Source organism: Spongiimicrobium sp. 3-5, assembly GCF_046557915.1.
Taxonomy (GTDB): Bacteria; Bacteroidota; Bacteroidia; order Flavobacteriales; family Flavobacteriaceae; genus JBHEBG01.
Map to the genome: position 1 here is coordinate 43,393 of NZ_JBHEBG010000002.1, position 16,413 is coordinate 59,805.

Here is a 16,413-nt window from a genome sequence, read left to right on the forward strand (position 1 = left end):
GAGCTTCCCATGGGCAACACCATAACTTCTACCAACTTCCAATTTCCTGGTCAACAAAATGTATACAAAGGGAAGGTAAGGGAGGTATATCGATTGGATAACGACTTGTTGGTAATGATCGCCACAGATAGGCTATCGGCTTTTGATGTGGTTCTTCCCAAAGGCATTCCCTACAAAGGTCAGATACTTAATCAAATCGCCACTAAAATGATGGCGGCAACGGCAGATATTGTACCTAACTGGCTCTTAGCTACCCCAGACCCAAATGTAGCCATAGGTCATGCCTGTGAGCCTTTTAAGGTAGAAATGGTAATACGAGGCTATCTCTCCGGGCATGCCGCAAGGGAGTACAAAACGGGTAAGCGGCTATTATGTGGTGTGGCAATGCCCAACGGAATGGTAGAGAACGACAAATTTCCTACCCCTATAATTACACCGGCTACCAAGGCAGAGAAGGGAGATCATGATGAAGATATTTCCAAAGAGGATATTTTGAAAAAGGGATTGGTTGCTGAGGATGATTATGTGGTTCTGGAAAAGTATACAAGAGATTTGTTTGAACGCGGTACGCAGATTGCCGCGGAACAAGGACTTATCCTTGTAGATACCAAATACGAATTTGGCAAAACAAGTTCGGGAGAGATTGTGTTGATTGATGAGATTCATACTCCGGACTCGTCCCGTTATTTTTATACGGAGGGTTATCAGGAAAGACAAGATAAGGGAGAAATTCAAAAACAACTGTCCAAGGAATTTGTAAGACAATGGCTTATATCGCATGGCTTTCAAGGGTTTGAAGGACAACAGGTGCCAGAGATGACCGATGCCTATGTGGAAAGTGTCTCCGAGCGTTACATTGAACTGTACGAGAATATCACTGGGGAAACTTTCGTTAAGACAGATATTTCCAATATTGATGAAAGAATAGAGAAAAACGTATTGAATTATCTAAGTAGCAGATAGTCAAATTTTTAGGTTTAGTTACTTTAATAAATATTTTAAATCTATTTCTCTTTTATCTTTTAATTTCGAAAGCACTTTCAGGAAAATTATAGAAGTAATGTAAGCATCTCCCATGGCCGTATGTCTATCGGCTTTGGAGATATCAAATTTTTCCGCCAGTTCGTCCAGGGTATAATGTTCTTTTTTTTCCAATAAGTTAGATTTTAGGAGCGTCTTTTTGTATAAATGGGAGGTATCCAAAACTTGGTTCATTAATTTTGGAAGCTGGTGACGGTTCAAAGCCTTGTTCAACATATTGATATCAAACTGCGCATGATGGGCTACAATAACAGCGTTTCCCAGATATAACAAGAGTATTTCCAATGCCTCTTCTTCAGAGACCTTTTTCATCTTCCCTTTTTTAAGAATACCATGAATCTCGGCAGTTTCTGCGTTGTAATATTCCTGGTCAACATAGACTTCCAAACTCTCATTGATGGCCATGTTATTGTTCCTAAGTTTTAAGGCACCAATAGACAATATCCTATCTTGTTTATAATCAAAGCCCGTTGTTTCTGTATCTAGCACCACAAAGGTAAGTTGGTCTACGTCAGTAGTTGGTTTTTCTTTAAAACTACCTATATACTGCCTCCAAAAGTCTGGGAGTGATGTTTTATTGTTTTTAAAGATTCCCATTAATCTATCTGTTAATAGCGGCCTTAAAACGTATGGCAATAAGTTCTTGAAGCTCTTTTACGGTCTTAAAAGTTCTCTTCAGTTTTATTTTCTCTTCCTTGGTTAACTTATCCAAGGCAATAAACCTGCCAGAATCATTGTGCAATAAACCTTGCTTGGTTCTGAATTTCAATAGGGCCTTGGACGCATAGGAGCAGGCCAAATAAAATTCATTGTTGTTGGGTTCCAACTCCGCAAGTTTCTCAAACCGGGCCGCAGTATTATTGATATGTTTTACCGAATGCGATAATATTAATACCCTTGCCGCATCTATCAAAGGCATCAAAGCTCTTCTTTTAAGATCGAAAAAATCTTTATGTGCCCCATTTTGTTCTACTAAAAACTGCCTAAAAAATCCGGTGGGCGATGGGTTTTGCAATGCACCACCTGCCAAATGATAATAGAAGACAGGGTGTTGTTTTACGCTTTCAAATATATGGTCCGTTATACTCTCAACCAATTTGGGATCTCCATAAGAAAGGTTATAGTCGAAAAATATGGAGGACATAAGTACTTCATCGGGTCCTGGATTGGTGATCCAATGGTTAATCAGGGTTTTCCACTCGGTAAGGCTTAGGCACCATTTAGGATTGGAGGCCATCATTTCAGCCGGACAATACTCATACCCAATAGTGTGCATGCCTTTGGTAACGTTCCTTGCCAATTCTAGAAAATATTCAGTAGTCTCGGCATGCTTTTCCTTGGGTACATCTTCGAATACAAGAGCACTATCCTGATCCGTATGCAACAATTGTTCACTGCGTCCCTGACTACCCATGGCAAGCCAAGAGAACTTTACTGGGGGTGGGGAATCCATTTTCCCCAGGGCTATTCTAATAATTTGCTTAATACAGGTATCATTAAGCTCGGAAATGATCTTTGAGGTAAGCGTCATGGGGATGTTTTCATCCAAATAAGCCCGTAACAAGGCCATAATGCTATGTCTTATACTTTTTATTTGTTTGTATTTTCTGGCTCGTTTAATCGCCTTAATCAATACAGCTGGGTTGTTGCCCAAGGCCACCATAATATCGTGTTTAGAAAGGATTCCTACCACTTTGGTTTTTGGAGTACCGTCCTTGGTTAGACAAAGGTGGCTTATATTGCTCTTCATCATGGCCATTTGTGCTTGGCTAACAGTAAGTTTTGGTGGGTAGGTAATAACCGGAGTGGTCATTATTTTGTCCGCAGTAACCGTAATAGGATACAACCCGGTAACTACCTGGTTTCGTAGGTCCTTATCGGTAATTATGCCCACCGGCAGTTTATCTTCACATACCAACATGGCCCCTACCTTTTTACGGGTCATGGTCTCTGCAATGTCCTTGGCTGTGGCTTTTTGCGAGCAGCTCACCAACTTCTTGGAATAGTTTACCAGTTGTAGATCTAATAACTTTGTTTCAGGGGCTTCGGTTTCCTTGGTTTCGGGCTCGCCGTATAGCTTTCCCCGATGCTGTGTGGAGTACGGGTTTCTGGTGTTGGAAGCGAAGCTTTCGATCAAAAAATTACCAATTTCCTTGTTTTTGATTACATAAGGTCTGAAAAGGGTAATAGGCACTGCATACAATATGGTTTCTTCATGGGCCTTGGCCTCCAATTTGTACTTTTCATTGGCCATTAAAGGGCGCAGGCCAAAAATATCGCCTTCATCACAAATGTCCACAATCGTATTCTCCTTACCCTTTATCAAAGCCACGGCACCTTTATGCACAATGTAAAAATGCGTATGGGGAGCGTCGTTCTCCGTAAAGATTATTGCACTCTTTTCTTTGTATGAGATCATTATTTCCTCGGAGAGCGATTCTAGATCCTCTGGCGCAAACTCATTGAACGGGGGGAAGTTTTTGAGAAAATCCGCCACTCTTTCCGAGATGGTATTCTTCATGGCTTTTGTTTGCGGATAAAGTTAATGATTTCGCTAAGGAAAAGAGAGACTTTTTAGCAAGCTTAAGAAAATGAAATAATCATTAAAAGTAGAAATAGTTCCTGTTGTTTTCTCGTTTGTTTGTAGCTTCGGTATGAAAAAAATAATTGATAAATTCAATAATAACGTATAAATATTTCTTGTCAATTTCCTGTTTGGCTAATAGTATATAGTCTTTCGAATTGAAGGCTTATCTGTTTTCGATTACTTCAATTCTTGTCTTATGAAAAGTTTGTGTAGCCTTCCCCAAAAAGGGTAAGGTTACATTTTTAGGGAAGGCTACACCTCGTTATTTTTGCATGCTATAGCAGTTGAAATTAACACAAACGATATGATTGTTCTTTTCATTTTAGGTTCAATATTCCAAAAAAATATAGAATCGACAAAAAAGAAATAAGTATTAACTCGATGACTTCTTTATTCTCCCAGTTCAAATTTCTCCAAACTATTAACATTTATATAATAGGCCCAGTTGGGCGCACTAAATCCTAATTCAGATTCTTCAGAATTTTCACCAGGGATTTGTTCACTAATAGATTTTTCGAGTTTTGAAATATCTACAAAAGCGGGGTTTGAAGAATAAAAGAAAACTCTGTTTTCATTAATTTTGATAAATCCATCGGTTTCATCTTTGTAGACGAATGGCTGCTGCATAACCACAACAACGTTTTTTTCATCTTTTTTGAAGAACTCAACCCAATAAATGTCCGTGTCCCTTCTATTGGTTTTAAAATTTGATATACTTTCTTCACTATACGCTATAAATCCCTCAATGTTTTTCAGTAAATCTTTTCTTATAATCTCAGAGTTAGCCGAATTTTTGCAACTCAGCAAAACAAAGAAAACAGAAATACTAATTAAAATTTTTACACCTCTCATATTCTAGTCTTTAGCTTTATCAACAAAATCACCGGGTTTTTTAATTGTACCTATATATTCATCTCCTCTCGTTGGACCATATCTGTATAATCCTTGAGTGGAGGTATGATAAATATAGTAATGTAAAGATAATCCTCTGTCACTTTGCCTCAGTTGATTATAATGGTTTAGCTGTCTTTTTCTATCTCCTGATGGTCTTTGTGTATTATAGCCAGAAGCACTAGGAGTTGTCGGGTGGCTGTGTAAATCAAACTGTAAGTTTTCTATGTTATACCCACCAGACAATCCTAAATGATAAGCATTGAAAGCATAGTTTTCACTTCGCGAAGTGCCAACTACATAGGAATAATCCCCATTATCTAACTGAAATCCTTGTACCCCAAATTCAACCTTGGAATTTGAGCTATGCATTAAAATTACTAGCCCCACTTCCATCATTGAATATGACTTAAATTGAGTTTGGTCTAATTTGGAAATGATAACTTTTTTAATTTGTCTCCACTTATCCTTTTTAGATTCTTGTAGCTACTACACATAACTGAATCTTTCTGTAAATTTATAACCAGTAATTTTCTTTGGTTAAAAGCTTCTGTTTCTTCAATGGAGGTGAAAAAAGAATTAAATTGTCTTTCGGAGTACTTGTTTACAAGTTTTGATTCTAATTGTTGTCCATCCTTGTAGATAGAAATCTTTGCTTCTTCATTCAAAACAAGGATAGCTATGGAATAAAAATTAATGACTTCACCCCCTTCTGTATAGAACATTAAAATAGCCTTGTTGATTTTTGCTGTGTGATGTTTTTTTAACTCCCTTAGAAATGCGTCAATATTGAAAGATTCAATATCGATTATTTGGTTTTCACAATTAGCATCGCTTAAAACCATTCTTGAAGAAATTGTATTTAACCAAAATTCATCCTGAACCTGAGCCTTACCATTACATGCAGTTAGCATGGAGATGGCCAATAAAACAACCAAATTTATAATCTTCATATCACGAACCATTTTGTTTTTTACCTACCAATTGACGTGCGGGTAAATTTTGTTCTTTTCTTATTAAGTTTTCTTGCCTTCTGATATTAAGTTCAAAAATAGGCAAGACAATAGTTCTTCCTTTTGTCAAATTATCTGGGTCAATAACCTGAGGATTAGTAAGATTTGGATTAACCGTTCCATTTATATGGTCTTTTGCGTGAAGCAATTCGTGTGCCAAGCCTATTTCTGTTGGACGCTTAGTACTTCCGTTTTCATCAATTCCACCTTCAGGTTTATTTGGATTAAAGGATACGGTACTACCACTCCCTTTTCCAGGTGTACCATCATCATTAATTAACACATAGCCACTGTTAGCTTGTGTTTCATTTGGCCCAGTCGTAGTTTCTATATTGGTAATTTTATTAGATTGAATTAAATCTCTAATCACTTGAGTTCCTTCAGAAAGTTCGCAATCACAATTTATTGAATTTTCGAAATCTATGGTCACTTCACCATTACTATTTAAAGATAGTCTATCATTGGTTAGTGCCTGTAAATTAGCAAGAATTGTTTGTCTTTCTTTTTCTGTTCCTTTTAGAATTATGTCTTCGGGGGCTAAACCTAATGGATCAATAAATCTAATAGGATTGTTATTGGTAAAGACATAAGGTGAAGTATCAGGAAACTCATCTGCCAAAGGGTCAGGGTTCATCCATCTGCTTACAATTTCAGGTTCTAATGTCGCTTCCGAATATTTTTTTTCGGTCTTTATAAATCCAACAATCGTATTTTTAAAAGGATTAAATAATACTGAACCTATTTGGACAATACTGTCACTATCAAAATGTTCAATGTATTTCCCCTTGCTTAAGGTACCTATTTTTGGGATATAGCCAAATTTTTCAAAAGGGTTTTGTGCGTACCCAATGCTTACACATAACATCAAGACAATAAGTAGGTATATTCTTTTCATGATTGTTATTTATTGGTTAGAATTTTTTTGTTTTCGTATTTTTTACGCTCCTTTTGCAAGGAAGTCAGCCAATCTAGATACATTTCTTCAGGCATTTTACGATAACCTAATTCGTGTATTTGAGCATAATCGTTTTGGAGTTTTATCAACTCTTTTTTTAAGGCTTCATTCTGCAAGGCCTTACCAGCTAACCCTGCAAAATCAGTGTTGTTTTCTTGTTCTAAAATCTTTTTTGAAGTTTCTCCTTTCATGATCAGTGCATTGATATAATTGGGATAATATTCTAAAGCTATGTTTACGCATTTAAGTATAAAAACCCCATCGTTTTCGGGAAATTTTCTATCGTAGCCCTGCGCCAAATCTATAAGACAAAGAGCAATACTTTGCTCGTCGTCCAACGCTTCCATATAGAGCTTATTGACAATAGCATCCAAGTGAATATACCCAGAGGCCATTAGCCAAGAATCCACGGGGAAAATACCACTTGTCAGTTCGGTATTATACCAACCGTCCTGCTCGTTCCAATGCTTTATGTAAATATGATTGGGAGCTAAAGCTAAATGTGCCTTGGTTTCCAATTCTTCCGCTAGAATTTTGTATAAATATGGCAATGAATGACAATTGCCTTTTCTGGTAACCAGCAACTTGGAAACGAACATGTTTTTCCAATCACCATGTCCCCATACATCTTTAAAATCATAAGAATACGGAGTATATTGGTAAGTATTACCATCATCATCCTGAATATAGAAGCTATCTTTTATTACGGAAAATAATGCTGCATACTTCTCAACCTTTTCCTTATCGTTTCCTATATATTTAAGTTTCCGGTTCTTAACAAGATTTTCGGCAAGAGTTGAAAGTCTTTTTATTTTATTATTGAACATGATGCCATCTAAGCTATTCTCCAAATATGCGTTTTCCACTTCATATACGGCATCTTTAAAACTGAGTTCACAAGTGCCTACCAACATGCAGTTGATTTTTTCAAAAGCAGTATCATAGTAAAAACGCTGGGCGTTCATTTCATTTTGAAATTGTAGAATCAGTAATATGGAGAATAAAATCCGTTTCAATCTTTATTTTGTTCTATAGGTTTGACATTAAAACTATCGTTCAATTGTTGGTTCTCGTGTTCATTAACCGTGGACAACCATTTTACGTAGAGTTCAGCAGGCATTTCTGCGTATCCAAGATTGTCCACGGTTTCATACTGAACCAAAACCGATTTGTAGAGCTGTACCAATTCGGGATAGTCTTTGATCTCTTTGAAGTTTTCTTGCGTAATCCCCAATTGCTCAGCAGTATATTTCAGGCGCATGGTCTGTAAATTGGCCTTGGATAATTGCGCCGTAATATTATTTGGGTGGATTTTAAGTGCGGTATTCAAAACTTCATTAACAAATTCATCATAGCCATATTTATGAACGTATCCCAATGCCAATTCACTAAAAAAGTTGGACAACAGCTCTTGATCATTCATGGAATGCATAAATATTTTGTTCTGTATGGCTTCGACTTTTACATAACCAGAGTTTAGGATAAAGGCATCCGAGGTAAGCATATTATTGGTGAGCTCTATATTGTGCCACATACCAGTGTCGTTCTGAAATTTTATATAAGAATGATTAGGCGATAAGGCTAAATGTGCTACCGCGCCGATTTCCTCCGCTAAAATAAGGTATAGCCGTGGCAAGGAATTACACTGTCCCTTTCCCGTATGCAACAGTTTATGCACAAACATTTTGCTCCAATCTTTTTTGCCCCAAAAATCATCAAAATCATACTCAAAAGGTAAATGTTCTAGGTTTTTGGATTTGAGCTCTAAGGTATCGGCAAAAAATTGAAACAGGAGATAGTTTTTGTCGAGGTTACTATTTTCATCCAAACCAAGTTCTTGCATTTTTTCTTTTAGAAAGTTCCCTATCTTTCTTACAGTTTCTTCAAATTCCGAAAAATCTTTTTCGCTTTCGTAATATGCATTTTCAACAATGAATGTTGCCTTTTTCGCTGAGAAGGAATTGTATTGCATGGGCAACAATTGTGCATAGGCAGTGCGATAGTGTTGAGAACCTTTGGAGTTTTTAAATGAAGGTAAAGCAATATTCACCTCACTGCGAGAATTGTAAATGTCTTTGAGTATTTCTCTTTTTATATCATCGGCTTGTATAACATAATTACGGTCAGCTTGATGCATGGCCATTTGAGTTGAATACGTGCCTTGATTTATTAATGGGGTGGAAGTTATAGGCTCTGTTGTGTGTAGAGGCTGTATGGGCTCTATATGGTCATAAGAATTATAGGCACTTACCGCAGGTAGATTGGGAACAACATTTTGCCCTCTCACAAAAAAACAAGAAAGTGTAATTGCTAGCGCCAGCCACGGTCGTTTTATGTGTAATTGTAAAGAGAACTTGTATTGAAAATTTGTTTCAAATAACATTAATAGGTCAGATTGGACTTGGGGTCTTTACTGAAAGCAATACTTCAAATATATAAAAATGAAAATATATTCTTACATTTTAAATAAAAATAATATTTCTTACATAAGAATAAATGATTACAAGTTTCTCTCAGACCTTCCATTCAACGTAATACCATTGTCGGAGGGAGTATAATACCAATCTCAGTTTCTGCGATATTTGACTGAGGTGCTAACTCTCCAGCCTAGTTTTGCTAAATCCCATAGCCAACAGCCAGCCGGTAAATGTTAATATAAAAATACCGTTTTGAATAAAAAACCAAAAAGGAACCCCAATATCCGCAAGTTGTAATGCGCCTCCGGTAAAAACTATGGCAGAAGCAAGAAGCCCCCATGCTGCAAGCCACCTGGGTACCAACTGCGTCTTAAATAAAAAGTAATACAATACCGAACCCCCTATGCTGTAGAGCATCAATATTAGAAAATGGGTCCAATAATAGGCATCGTAAAGTATGCTGGCCAAAGTTGTAAAATGACTTCCTGTAGCACCTACGGCATCAAAATCTGAACCTACCGAGAGCAGGGTAACGTGGATGATATTACTTACCGTAATGATTGCGAAGTTAACAAAGGCAATTCCGGTATATCCCATGGCAAGTCTATGGCCGTACTGCTTTATATATGGGAAAAGAAAAAGGGCAATTAGCACACCGACGGCACTGCTGAGTATGTCTAATGCTATGGCCAATTTCATTTGCCCTGTATTTTCAATAACCCCTATGAGAAAATCGGTGGTGTTGGCATCTGCTTCAGGGAATCCCCTTAGTGCTGTTCCTGTGGCCCCAGCAATTACTGTGGCCAAAAAAAGAAGACCCAAAAGTCTTCCCGTGTTTTTTGTGGTTTGCATTTTGATCGGTTTTTTGATTGATGATATAAGTAAGTAGCTTTTTACAACTATTTGTTACAAATCTTATACCGATAAAATAGATTCCCCGTCTAAAACTTGTCCTGTTTTCGTTGTTTTTTTACATTTCGGATCATTTTGCCAAAATCTTTATCTTTCCTCTTCTTTTCCGAAACGCTGGATTCGAAATATTGTTTTTCGCGTTCCATTTTTTGAAAGTTAATATAGGATGCCTTATCAATTTCGCCATTTTCTACCGCTTCTAAAATGGCACAACCTTGTTCTTGGGTATGGGTACAGTCTTTAAATTTACAATGTTGTGAATAATCTATAATGGTATCAAATGTAAGCTCTAATCCGTCGGTCAAATCCGAAACACCAACTTCTCGCATTCCGGGATTGTCTATAAGTATACCCCCTTCTTCCAAAACCACCAATTCACGGTGACTGGTAATGTGACGTCCCTTATTTACACTGGTACTTATATGCCCTGTTTTCATCAATGATTTTCCCGAAATACCGTTCAGCAATGTAGATTTGCCAACGCCCGAAGAACCAAGTAAACAATATGTTTTTCCTTTTTGGATTATTTTCTGTAGCGCTGCGTATCCTTTGGCAGATTGGCTACTGACCATAATAATTGTAACATCTTTGATGCGCTTTGTTATTTGCTTTTTGATGTTTTCCAAATCAGATTCATTGAGCAAATCGATTTTACTTAGGACAATAATGGGCTCTACCTTAGAGGCGTTACAGATTGTTAGGTATCTTTCCAATCTGTTTAGGTTGAAGTCCTTGCCAACGGCCTGTACGATCAGCCCAAAATCAATATTTGTCGCAATAATTTGAATCTGTCCTTTTTTTCCAACAGCTTGCCTTTCTATTATGGAAGTGCGTGGATAGATGGCGTAAATCAAACCTTTGTTATCGTCATATTCTGAAAAGGCCACCCAGTCGCCAACGGCGGGCAAGTCGTACCTACTTTCTGCAGTAAACCTTAAATTACCTAGGAGTTCGGCGTCCAACTCCTTATCGGCGGTCTTAACTATATACCTGTCTTTATGTTCCAAAATTACACGGCCAACACTAAATGAATCTAGATTTTGGTCTTTACGGTATTTTTCCAATGCATGGGTAAACCCCAACTCTTCATACGTCATTATAATAAACTTTACTGTTTGGGTACGGTATTAGGGTTTTAATTTGCCGAGCCACCGTATAGAATTTACCAATAAAGCAGCATTATCACATTCCGGATCGTGTATGGTCACCGGAATTTTCTCATCGTCGATTAACAAATCCAAACTTCTAAAAATACCCTGATCGGTACAAATGACGACCCTACCTTTTCCGAACTCAAAGCCTATCATACCAGCATATGCATCAGAATATTCCTCAATATCTGCCGTGCCATCCGTGGTGGGTGAAAAATTGACCGTGTTGTTGGGAAAGGGCAATATAGTGTCTTCTGGGTTCCTGAACACTGCGGCGCCACATAGAAACTTTATAGTTCCCGGGCTTAGATTCTCCCAATTGTTTTCCGCGAATAGGGGATGGTCCAGATTTATCATTTTATTTTCTGAGGACATGGTAAAATGACTACATAAACCACCTTTATGGCCAAGAGAATTGGGATGAAAGGCGTAACCGTCCCTAAACTTTACCTTAAACGCTTCCAATAGGGGTAAGGCACCACTGCCTCCGGGGAAATGGCTCAAAAATAAAAAAAGACTTCCTCCCTCAAAGACATATTTGCCAATACCCATTATTTCGTTCTCGTTTAAGGGCGATTTATAGAGGATTTCTTTCTTATCTCCATCTGTTAGTACCGTTTTATCATTGGGCATACCGTGAATAATAAGGATATCTGGGCTGTACTCCTTCAAAGTAATCGAGTCTAGCTTTCTGTTGGAAAACTGCAACTGAAAACCATCTTCTTCCATAATCCTGAGCATTTCGCGTGCAGTCTGCCGTCCGTAGGGCAAGGAGTAGATAGTATTATGTCCTTCATCGATCAATATCTTTTTTTGATGGGTGTTTTTTAAAGAAGCGAACTGAAAATTAAAGATGGTATCAAATTCTGCCTCTACGGTTCCTTGCGTCCTCATCGTTTGGTGCAGGCTCAAAAAAATGAGGATCAATGCAAAATATCTCATGCTATATGCTTGTATTTCTAATTTATAAATTAAGTACCCTACCATGTTGGATATAAACAAAAATAGCGGTTTAAATTAGTATCCAAACCACTATTGCTTTTAAAAAGTAGCTTGTTAGCTTCTTAATATGGAAGTTTTTCGTTGATCAGTTCCATATTAATGGAGGCTCCTGCTTTTGTGCCTGCGGCCACAGCCAGACTTACGGTTCTCATCCGGGTTGTATTGTCACCCGCGGCAAAAATACCATCAACCGAGGTTTTTTGGAAGAAATCTACGTCTATATAACCCTCATCACTAAGGGCACAACCCAATGCAAAAGGCACGTTGCAATGTTGTTCGAAAGCTGCCCTGGAGAAAATTGCCTTAAGAGGAAATTTAGAACCATCTGTAAATGCAATACGATCCAAAACACCATTGGAATGTTCCAATTCGGATATTTCTTTTTCAATAACCTTAATATTGAGCTTCTCAATTACTGCTTTTTGGTCCACGCTGAGATCGGGTTTTCCATTGGTAAAAAGTGTAAGGTCATCGGTCCAATGTTGTATTAGTTTACATAGATCAAAGGCAGTTTCGCCATTGGCCAGGATGCCCGTTTTTTCATTTCTTACTTCATATCCGTGGCAATAGGGGCAATGAAGAACACTAATACCCCAACATTGGGGAAACCCTTGGATTTGAGGCATTACATCTTTAACACCGGTAGTAAACAGTATTTTTTTGCAAGCAAAAGTTTTATTGTTCTTAGTCTGTACTTTAAAATGCCCCTTTTCTTTATCTGCAGTTGTAACTATATCGGATAAAAATGTTACCGTCTTATAGGCCAATACTTGCTTCATGGCATTCTCTGCAATTAGTTTTGGGGCTATCCCATCTTGGGTAATGAAATTATGGGAATGTGGGGTTTGGGCGTTACACGGCCTTCCACTATCAATTATAAGAACATTGCGCAAAGATCTCCCTAAGGCCATCGCCGCCGAAAGCCCGGCATAGCTGCCTCCTACAATAATTACCTCGTAATGTTTTTTATTTATCATATGCTTATTTTTTAAAGATTCGTGTAAAGAACAAACTACTGTTGCAGGTAACTTGGGTTCCGTTATTTGTTAAGCCACATTTTGGGAGGTTTTATCACTTACCCGGTTGGCAAAGATAAAATAATTTTGTATTATTGCAACTAAGTCGCATTAATAAATATGAAAAGAAGAAATACCGCTTCCAAACAGCAAGTGCTTAATACCCTTAAATCTTACGGGTCAGCAATGAGCCATGATATGATTACTTCCGAGATTACAGGTTTTGACAGGGCAACGATATACCGAGTGCTAAATCGGTTTTGTGATGATGGTATTGTTCACCGAATTGTCGGTGATGATGGTAAGCAATACTTTGCGCTTTGTATAAACTGTGCTGAAAAAAAACATAAACACAATCATTTTCATTTTAGATGTACGCAATGCGGTAAAGTAGAGTGTTTACAAGGTGAAATAAAAGTTTCTTTACCGGTAGATTATGCCTTGCACAATTTTAATGGCGTGGTTTCTGGCCTTTGTTCCCGTTGTACATAAGTAGCACGTCATGTTTTACTAGGTCTCCTTCATCCAAACCGGAGTGGTGTCCGACGTATGATTGGCCCCGATAATGTCTTTGTAGAGTTCTGGCCTTCGTGCATTTTTGTAGCGCCAACCTCCAGAAAGCGGAATTTTATCTTTGGTAATTTTTGAAATGGTTATATCGTCTTCAAAGGATTTTATTTCTGATAACACTTCCCCGTATGGATCTAGAATCATCGAATTGCCATTTTTTAGGTGATCTCCATCGTAACCGATCGGATTGGTGAACGCATAGTAAACGCCATTGTCATAAGCCCTTGCGGGCAACCACCGCATTAACCAACGTCTTCCTTTTGGCCCATCGAACTCTAACCGCAGGGAAACCGGGTCGTTTTCCCGATGTTGCCACAAAATATCATCCACATAATCCCTGCCTGGCATAGCGGAGGGTGTGCATCCTGTAACATGGGGTGCAAAAATAAGTTCTGCCCCTAACAGGCTGGTAGCTCTAACATTTTCTATTACATTATTGTCGTAGCAGATTAAAATTCCACATTTCCACCCAAGGAGGTCAAAAACGCAATATTCATTGCCAGCGGCCATGTGCTTACTAATAAAAGGATGTATTTTTTGGTACTTCGCAATTACGCCGTCTTGGGTTACGCAGATGTAGGTGTTGAAAATTTTTCCGTCCGATTTTTCCACCAGACCCGCCAAGATGGGTATGTTAAACTCTTTGGAGATTTTTATCAATTCCTGAGTACTATTACCGTTCGGAACCTCTTCTGCCAATGTTGTTATCTCATGGAAGTTTAGATCTTTTGTAAAAGTGTATGCGGTAATCGACATCTCATGAAAACTGATGACGTCCGCACCGCTCAACTTTGCCTTTTCGGCGAGCTTTCGGATTATGGACAGGTTATAGGTCTTATCTCCGTCTTTGGGTTGAAATTGGGCAACTGCTAGGTTCATATGCGATTTTAAAATGACTTTTTAAGTATTACTATTTACAATGGACAAAACGATTATCATTCTGAACACCTGTTTAATTCATTTATCTATCATAGATCAGTTCTCCTTTTGGATATGTTTTAAGGACTTTTGTCTTTTCAATTCGTTTCCAAATTAGATGATGGTTTCTTTTCCAGTAGGTTCTGGCATCACAGATCGATGTAATTCCTTTGTCTACCAACATGGCCTCGGCCCATTCTTGATCCTTATTTACGGTATATATATGTCCGTAGATAAACAGTTGCTCACTGCTTTGCCGAGATAAAGCTTGGTTAAAATCTGCCTGACTAGAACATAAATGGACAACGAGCAGCAGAAAAATCAAATTCATTTTATACATATTACAATATCAATCTTTCAATCACTGTAATTAGATTTCCAATTTTTATAAATGCTATCCATCTTAACCACAATAGCATGATTATCTTTCGCTACGTTCTCAATTTCGGTAGGGTCATTGTTTAAATTATACAGCTCCCATGCTGTAAGTTTATCATTTCGTACAATTTTCCAGTGATTTAGGCGCATTGCCTGTCCATTCCTCCATTCCCAAAACAAGGGTTCCGTGCGTGCCATTTCATTGTTATCGAAGACCGGTAATAGGCTTTTACCTCTCAGAGGAACAATTTCTTCCCCATGATGTTCTAGCGGATAAACGGCTCCGGTGACCTCTATAAAAGTGGCCATAAAATCAATAAAATGACCAGCATAGTCAGAAAACGTATTGGGTTTTATTTTGTCTGGCCAATAGGCAATGAATGGTGTGTTTATACCACCTTCATAGCTAAAGTTCTTATAGAATCTGAAAGGGGTATTGGATACATTGGCCCAATTTTCTCCCAAGGACGTCCATCTAGACATAGATCCTATAGGCGCCGTATCATCGTCGTGTTCCAAAGTTACCATTTCGGCCGAAGCTCCATTGTCCGATACAAACAGTACAATTGTATTCTCGGCATATCCTAATTTCGTTAACTGGTTCATAAGCCGACCAATATTTTGATCTACCCTATCAATCATAGCGGCATATACTTCCATTACTTGAGCTTCGTAATTCTTTTGGTCTTCGGACAAGCTGTCCCATTTAGCATGGGTGGGTTCGGACAATATGTAAGTATCATCTATAAGTCCTAAGCGAATCTGCTTTTCATATCTTTTTTGTCGCACATGTTCATAGCCTTTGTCGTATTTTCCTTTGTATTTTCCAATATCTTCAGGCCATGCCATAAGTGGATCATGGGGAGCGGTATAGGCTAGGTACAAGAAGAAAGGCTTGTGCAATTCTTTGCTTTCTTCCAAATATTCCAAGGCGTAGTTTGTAAAATAATCCGTGGAATAAAAATCCTTTTCTTTTGGGGTATATGGTTTATGGATAATGCTATCTATCCCCCAAGACCTGTTGTCTTTTTTTTGGGAAGGTTTTGGTTCCCCTTCACGCTGACGACCGGGATTAAAGTGATTGGAAGCACCATCTTTGATACCAAAATAATGGTTAAATCCTCGCTTATAGGGGTTTTCTTTTCCATGATGTTTGCCCGCCCAATAGGTAACGTATCCTGCATCTTGCAATACTTCCCCGAGCGTTACCGCATTGCGGATAGGGTTTGTGTGTGTTTTATCATAACCGCAATCTTGGGCGTACACTCCGGTAAGTAACGATGCCCTGGATGGGAAACATTTTGCCGTATTGTAGAAATTAGTAAAACGAAGACCGTTACTTGCCAATTTATCTATGTTTGGCGTGTTTATTTCACTACCATAGCACCCTAAATCTGACCAACCCATATCATCAACGGCAATTAAAACTATATTGGGCCTTTCTTGTTCTTTTGGTACAGTGCAACCGCCTAAGAACAAAAATGGTATTAAAAACAGTATGGAAGGCTTCATATGGATAATCTGAATGTATTTTATTGGTCGGGCCGCTGTGATGGGCACTC

Annotated in this window: 17 protein-coding genes; 2 read left to right on the forward strand and 15 right to left on the reverse strand. The window is 38.2% G+C overall.

Going from position 1 to position 16,413, the window contains the following annotated elements:
* Positions 1-9 precede the first annotated feature (9 nt).
* Positions 10-963, forward strand: a complete 954-nt coding sequence (locus ACEQ81_RS08320) for a phosphoribosylaminoimidazolesuccinocarboxamide synthase (RefSeq protein ID WP_411030417.1) — start codon at positions 10-12, stop codon at positions 961-963.
* 18 nt (positions 964-981) lie between these two features.
* Here the strand turns inward: ACEQ81_RS08320 and ACEQ81_RS08325 are convergent, their stop codons facing one another.
* From ACEQ81_RS08325 to ACEQ81_RS08380, 12 genes are all read right to left on the reverse strand, one after another.
* Entirely contained in the window at positions 982-1,638 is a 657-nt protein-coding gene (locus tag ACEQ81_RS08325; RefSeq protein WP_411030418.1) for a PolC-type DNA polymerase III, read from the reverse strand.
* A 4-nt stretch (positions 1,639-1,642) separates the two neighbouring features.
* Positions 1,643-3,562: a DUF294 nucleotidyltransferase-like domain-containing protein gene (locus ACEQ81_RS08330; RefSeq protein WP_411030419.1), complete on the reverse strand. Its 1,920-nt coding sequence runs from the start codon at positions 3,560-3,562 to the stop codon at positions 1,643-1,645.
* Positions 3,563-4,018: 456 nt separating this feature from the next.
* Positions 4,019-4,480, reverse strand: coding sequence for a hypothetical protein (locus ACEQ81_RS08335; protein WP_411030420.1), 462 nt, complete (start codon positions 4,478-4,480; stop codon positions 4,019-4,021).
* 3 nt (positions 4,481-4,483) lie between these two features.
* Positions 4,484-4,918 (reverse strand): JAB-like toxin 1 domain-containing protein, encoded by a 435-nt coding sequence (locus ACEQ81_RS08340; protein WP_411030421.1) that lies wholly within the window; start codon positions 4,916-4,918, stop codon positions 4,484-4,486.
* A 26-nt stretch (positions 4,919-4,944) separates the two neighbouring features.
* Positions 4,945-5,472: a hypothetical protein gene (locus ACEQ81_RS08345; protein WP_411030422.1), complete on the reverse strand. Its 528-nt coding sequence runs from the start codon at positions 5,470-5,472 to the stop codon at positions 4,945-4,947.
* A 1-nt stretch (position 5,473) separates the two neighbouring features.
* Complete coding sequence (locus tag ACEQ81_RS08350) at positions 5,474-6,427, reverse strand: M91 family zinc metallopeptidase (protein ID WP_411030423.1); 954 nt, start codon at positions 6,425-6,427, stop codon at positions 5,474-5,476.
* A 5-nt stretch (positions 6,428-6,432) separates the two neighbouring features.
* Positions 6,433-7,503: a hypothetical protein gene (locus tag ACEQ81_RS08355; protein WP_411030424.1), complete on the reverse strand. Its 1,071-nt coding sequence runs from the start codon at positions 7,501-7,503 to the stop codon at positions 6,433-6,435.
* A complete protein-coding gene (locus ACEQ81_RS08360) occupies positions 7,500-8,870 on the reverse strand; it encodes a hypothetical protein (RefSeq protein WP_411030425.1) in 1,371 nt (456 codons plus the stop codon). Before ACEQ81_RS08360 ends, ACEQ81_RS08355 begins: the two co-directional genes overlap by 4 nt.
* A 211-nt stretch (positions 8,871-9,081) precedes the next feature.
* A complete protein-coding gene (locus ACEQ81_RS08365) occupies positions 9,082-9,756 on the reverse strand; it encodes a DUF4386 domain-containing protein (RefSeq protein ID WP_411030426.1) in 675 nt (224 codons plus the stop codon).
* An 89-nt stretch (positions 9,757-9,845) separates the two neighbouring features.
* Entirely contained in the window at positions 9,846-10,913 is a 1,068-nt protein-coding gene (rsgA, locus tag ACEQ81_RS08370) for a ribosome small subunit-dependent GTPase A (protein WP_411030427.1), read from the reverse strand.
* Between the two features lie 30 nt (positions 10,914-10,943).
* On the reverse strand, positions 10,944-11,909 hold the full coding sequence (locus ACEQ81_RS08375; RefSeq protein WP_411030428.1) for a hypothetical protein: 966 nt from the start codon (positions 11,907-11,909) through the stop codon (positions 10,944-10,946).
* Positions 11,910-12,031: 122 nt separating this feature from the next.
* Entirely contained in the window at positions 12,032-12,946 is a 915-nt protein-coding gene (locus ACEQ81_RS08380; protein ID WP_411030429.1) for an NAD(P)/FAD-dependent oxidoreductase, read from the reverse strand.
* 159 nt (positions 12,947-13,105) lie between these two features.
* On the opposite strand from ACEQ81_RS08380, the gene ACEQ81_RS08385 reads away from it, so the two are divergent.
* The gene (locus ACEQ81_RS08385; protein ID WP_411030430.1) at positions 13,106-13,477 is read left to right on the forward strand and encodes a Fur family transcriptional regulator; all 372 of its coding nucleotides are present in this window, start codon (positions 13,106-13,108) and stop codon (positions 13,475-13,477) included.
* Positions 13,478-13,495: 18 nt separating this feature from the next.
* Here the strand turns inward: ACEQ81_RS08385 and ACEQ81_RS08390 are convergent, their stop codons facing one another.
* The 3 genes from ACEQ81_RS08390 to ACEQ81_RS08400 form a co-directional block, all read right to left on the reverse strand.
* Complete coding sequence (locus tag ACEQ81_RS08390) at positions 13,496-14,434, reverse strand: nitrilase family protein (protein WP_411030431.1); 939 nt, start codon at positions 14,432-14,434, stop codon at positions 13,496-13,498.
* Positions 14,435-14,516: 82 nt separating this feature from the next.
* On the reverse strand, positions 14,517-14,804 hold the full coding sequence (locus ACEQ81_RS08395; RefSeq protein ID WP_411030432.1) for a hypothetical protein: 288 nt from the start codon (positions 14,802-14,804) through the stop codon (positions 14,517-14,519).
* A 26-nt stretch (positions 14,805-14,830) separates the two neighbouring features.
* Complete coding sequence (locus ACEQ81_RS08400; protein ID WP_411030433.1) at positions 14,831-16,363, reverse strand: arylsulfatase; 1,533 nt, start codon at positions 16,361-16,363, stop codon at positions 14,831-14,833.
* Positions 16,364-16,413 lie beyond the last annotated feature (50 nt).

What these genes read in the sequence shown, in the direction of transcription:
- ACEQ81_RS08390 (WP_411030431.1), bottom strand. Translation starts at nt 14,434, where the DNA reads ATGAACCTAGCAGTTGCCCAATTTCAACCCAAAGACGGAGATAAGACC.
- ACEQ81_RS08395 (WP_411030432.1), bottom strand. Translation starts at nt 14,804, where the DNA reads ATGAATTTGATTTTTCTGCTGCTCGTTGTCCATTTATGTTCTAGTCAG.
- ACEQ81_RS08320 (WP_411030417.1), top strand. Translation starts at nt 10, where the DNA reads ATGGGCAACACCATAACTTCTACCAACTTCCAATTTCCTGGTCAACAA.
- ACEQ81_RS08330 (WP_411030419.1), bottom strand. Translation starts at nt 3,562, where the DNA reads ATGAAGAATACCATCTCGGAAAGAGTGGCGGATTTTCTCAAAAACTTC.
- ACEQ81_RS08335 (WP_411030420.1), bottom strand. Translation starts at nt 4,480, where the DNA reads ATGAGAGGTGTAAAAATTTTAATTAGTATTTCTGTTTTCTTTGTTTTG.
- ACEQ81_RS08375 (WP_411030428.1), bottom strand. Translation starts at nt 11,909, where the DNA reads ATGAGATATTTTGCATTGATCCTCATTTTTTTGAGCCTGCACCAAACG.
- ACEQ81_RS08400 (WP_411030433.1), bottom strand. Translation starts at nt 16,363, where the DNA reads ATGAAGCCTTCCATACTGTTTTTAATACCATTTTTGTTCTTAGGCGGT.
- ACEQ81_RS08365 (WP_411030426.1), bottom strand. Translation starts at nt 9,756, where the DNA reads ATGCAAACCACAAAAAACACGGGAAGACTTTTGGGTCTTCTTTTTTTG.
- ACEQ81_RS08360 (WP_411030425.1), bottom strand. Translation starts at nt 8,870, where the DNA reads ATGTTATTTGAAACAAATTTTCAATACAAGTTCTCTTTACAATTACAC.
- ACEQ81_RS08325 (WP_411030418.1), bottom strand. Translation starts at nt 1,638, where the DNA reads ATGGGAATCTTTAAAAACAATAAAACATCACTCCCAGACTTTTGGAGG.
- ACEQ81_RS08385 (WP_411030430.1), top strand. Translation starts at nt 13,106, where the DNA reads ATGAAAAGAAGAAATACCGCTTCCAAACAGCAAGTGCTTAATACCCTT.
- rsgA (WP_411030427.1), bottom strand. Translation starts at nt 10,913, where the DNA reads ATGACGTATGAAGAGTTGGGGTTTACCCATGCATTGGAAAAATACCGT.
- ACEQ81_RS08380 (WP_411030429.1), bottom strand. Translation starts at nt 12,946, where the DNA reads ATGATAAATAAAAAACATTACGAGGTAATTATTGTAGGAGGCAGCTAT.
- ACEQ81_RS08340 (WP_411030421.1), bottom strand. Translation starts at nt 4,918, where the DNA reads ATGATGGAAGTGGGGCTAGTAATTTTAATGCATAGCTCAAATTCCAAG.
- ACEQ81_RS08345 (WP_411030422.1), bottom strand. Translation starts at nt 5,472, where the DNA reads ATGAAGATTATAAATTTGGTTGTTTTATTGGCCATCTCCATGCTAACT.
- ACEQ81_RS08350 (WP_411030423.1), bottom strand. Translation starts at nt 6,427, where the DNA reads ATGAAAAGAATATACCTACTTATTGTCTTGATGTTATGTGTAAGCATT.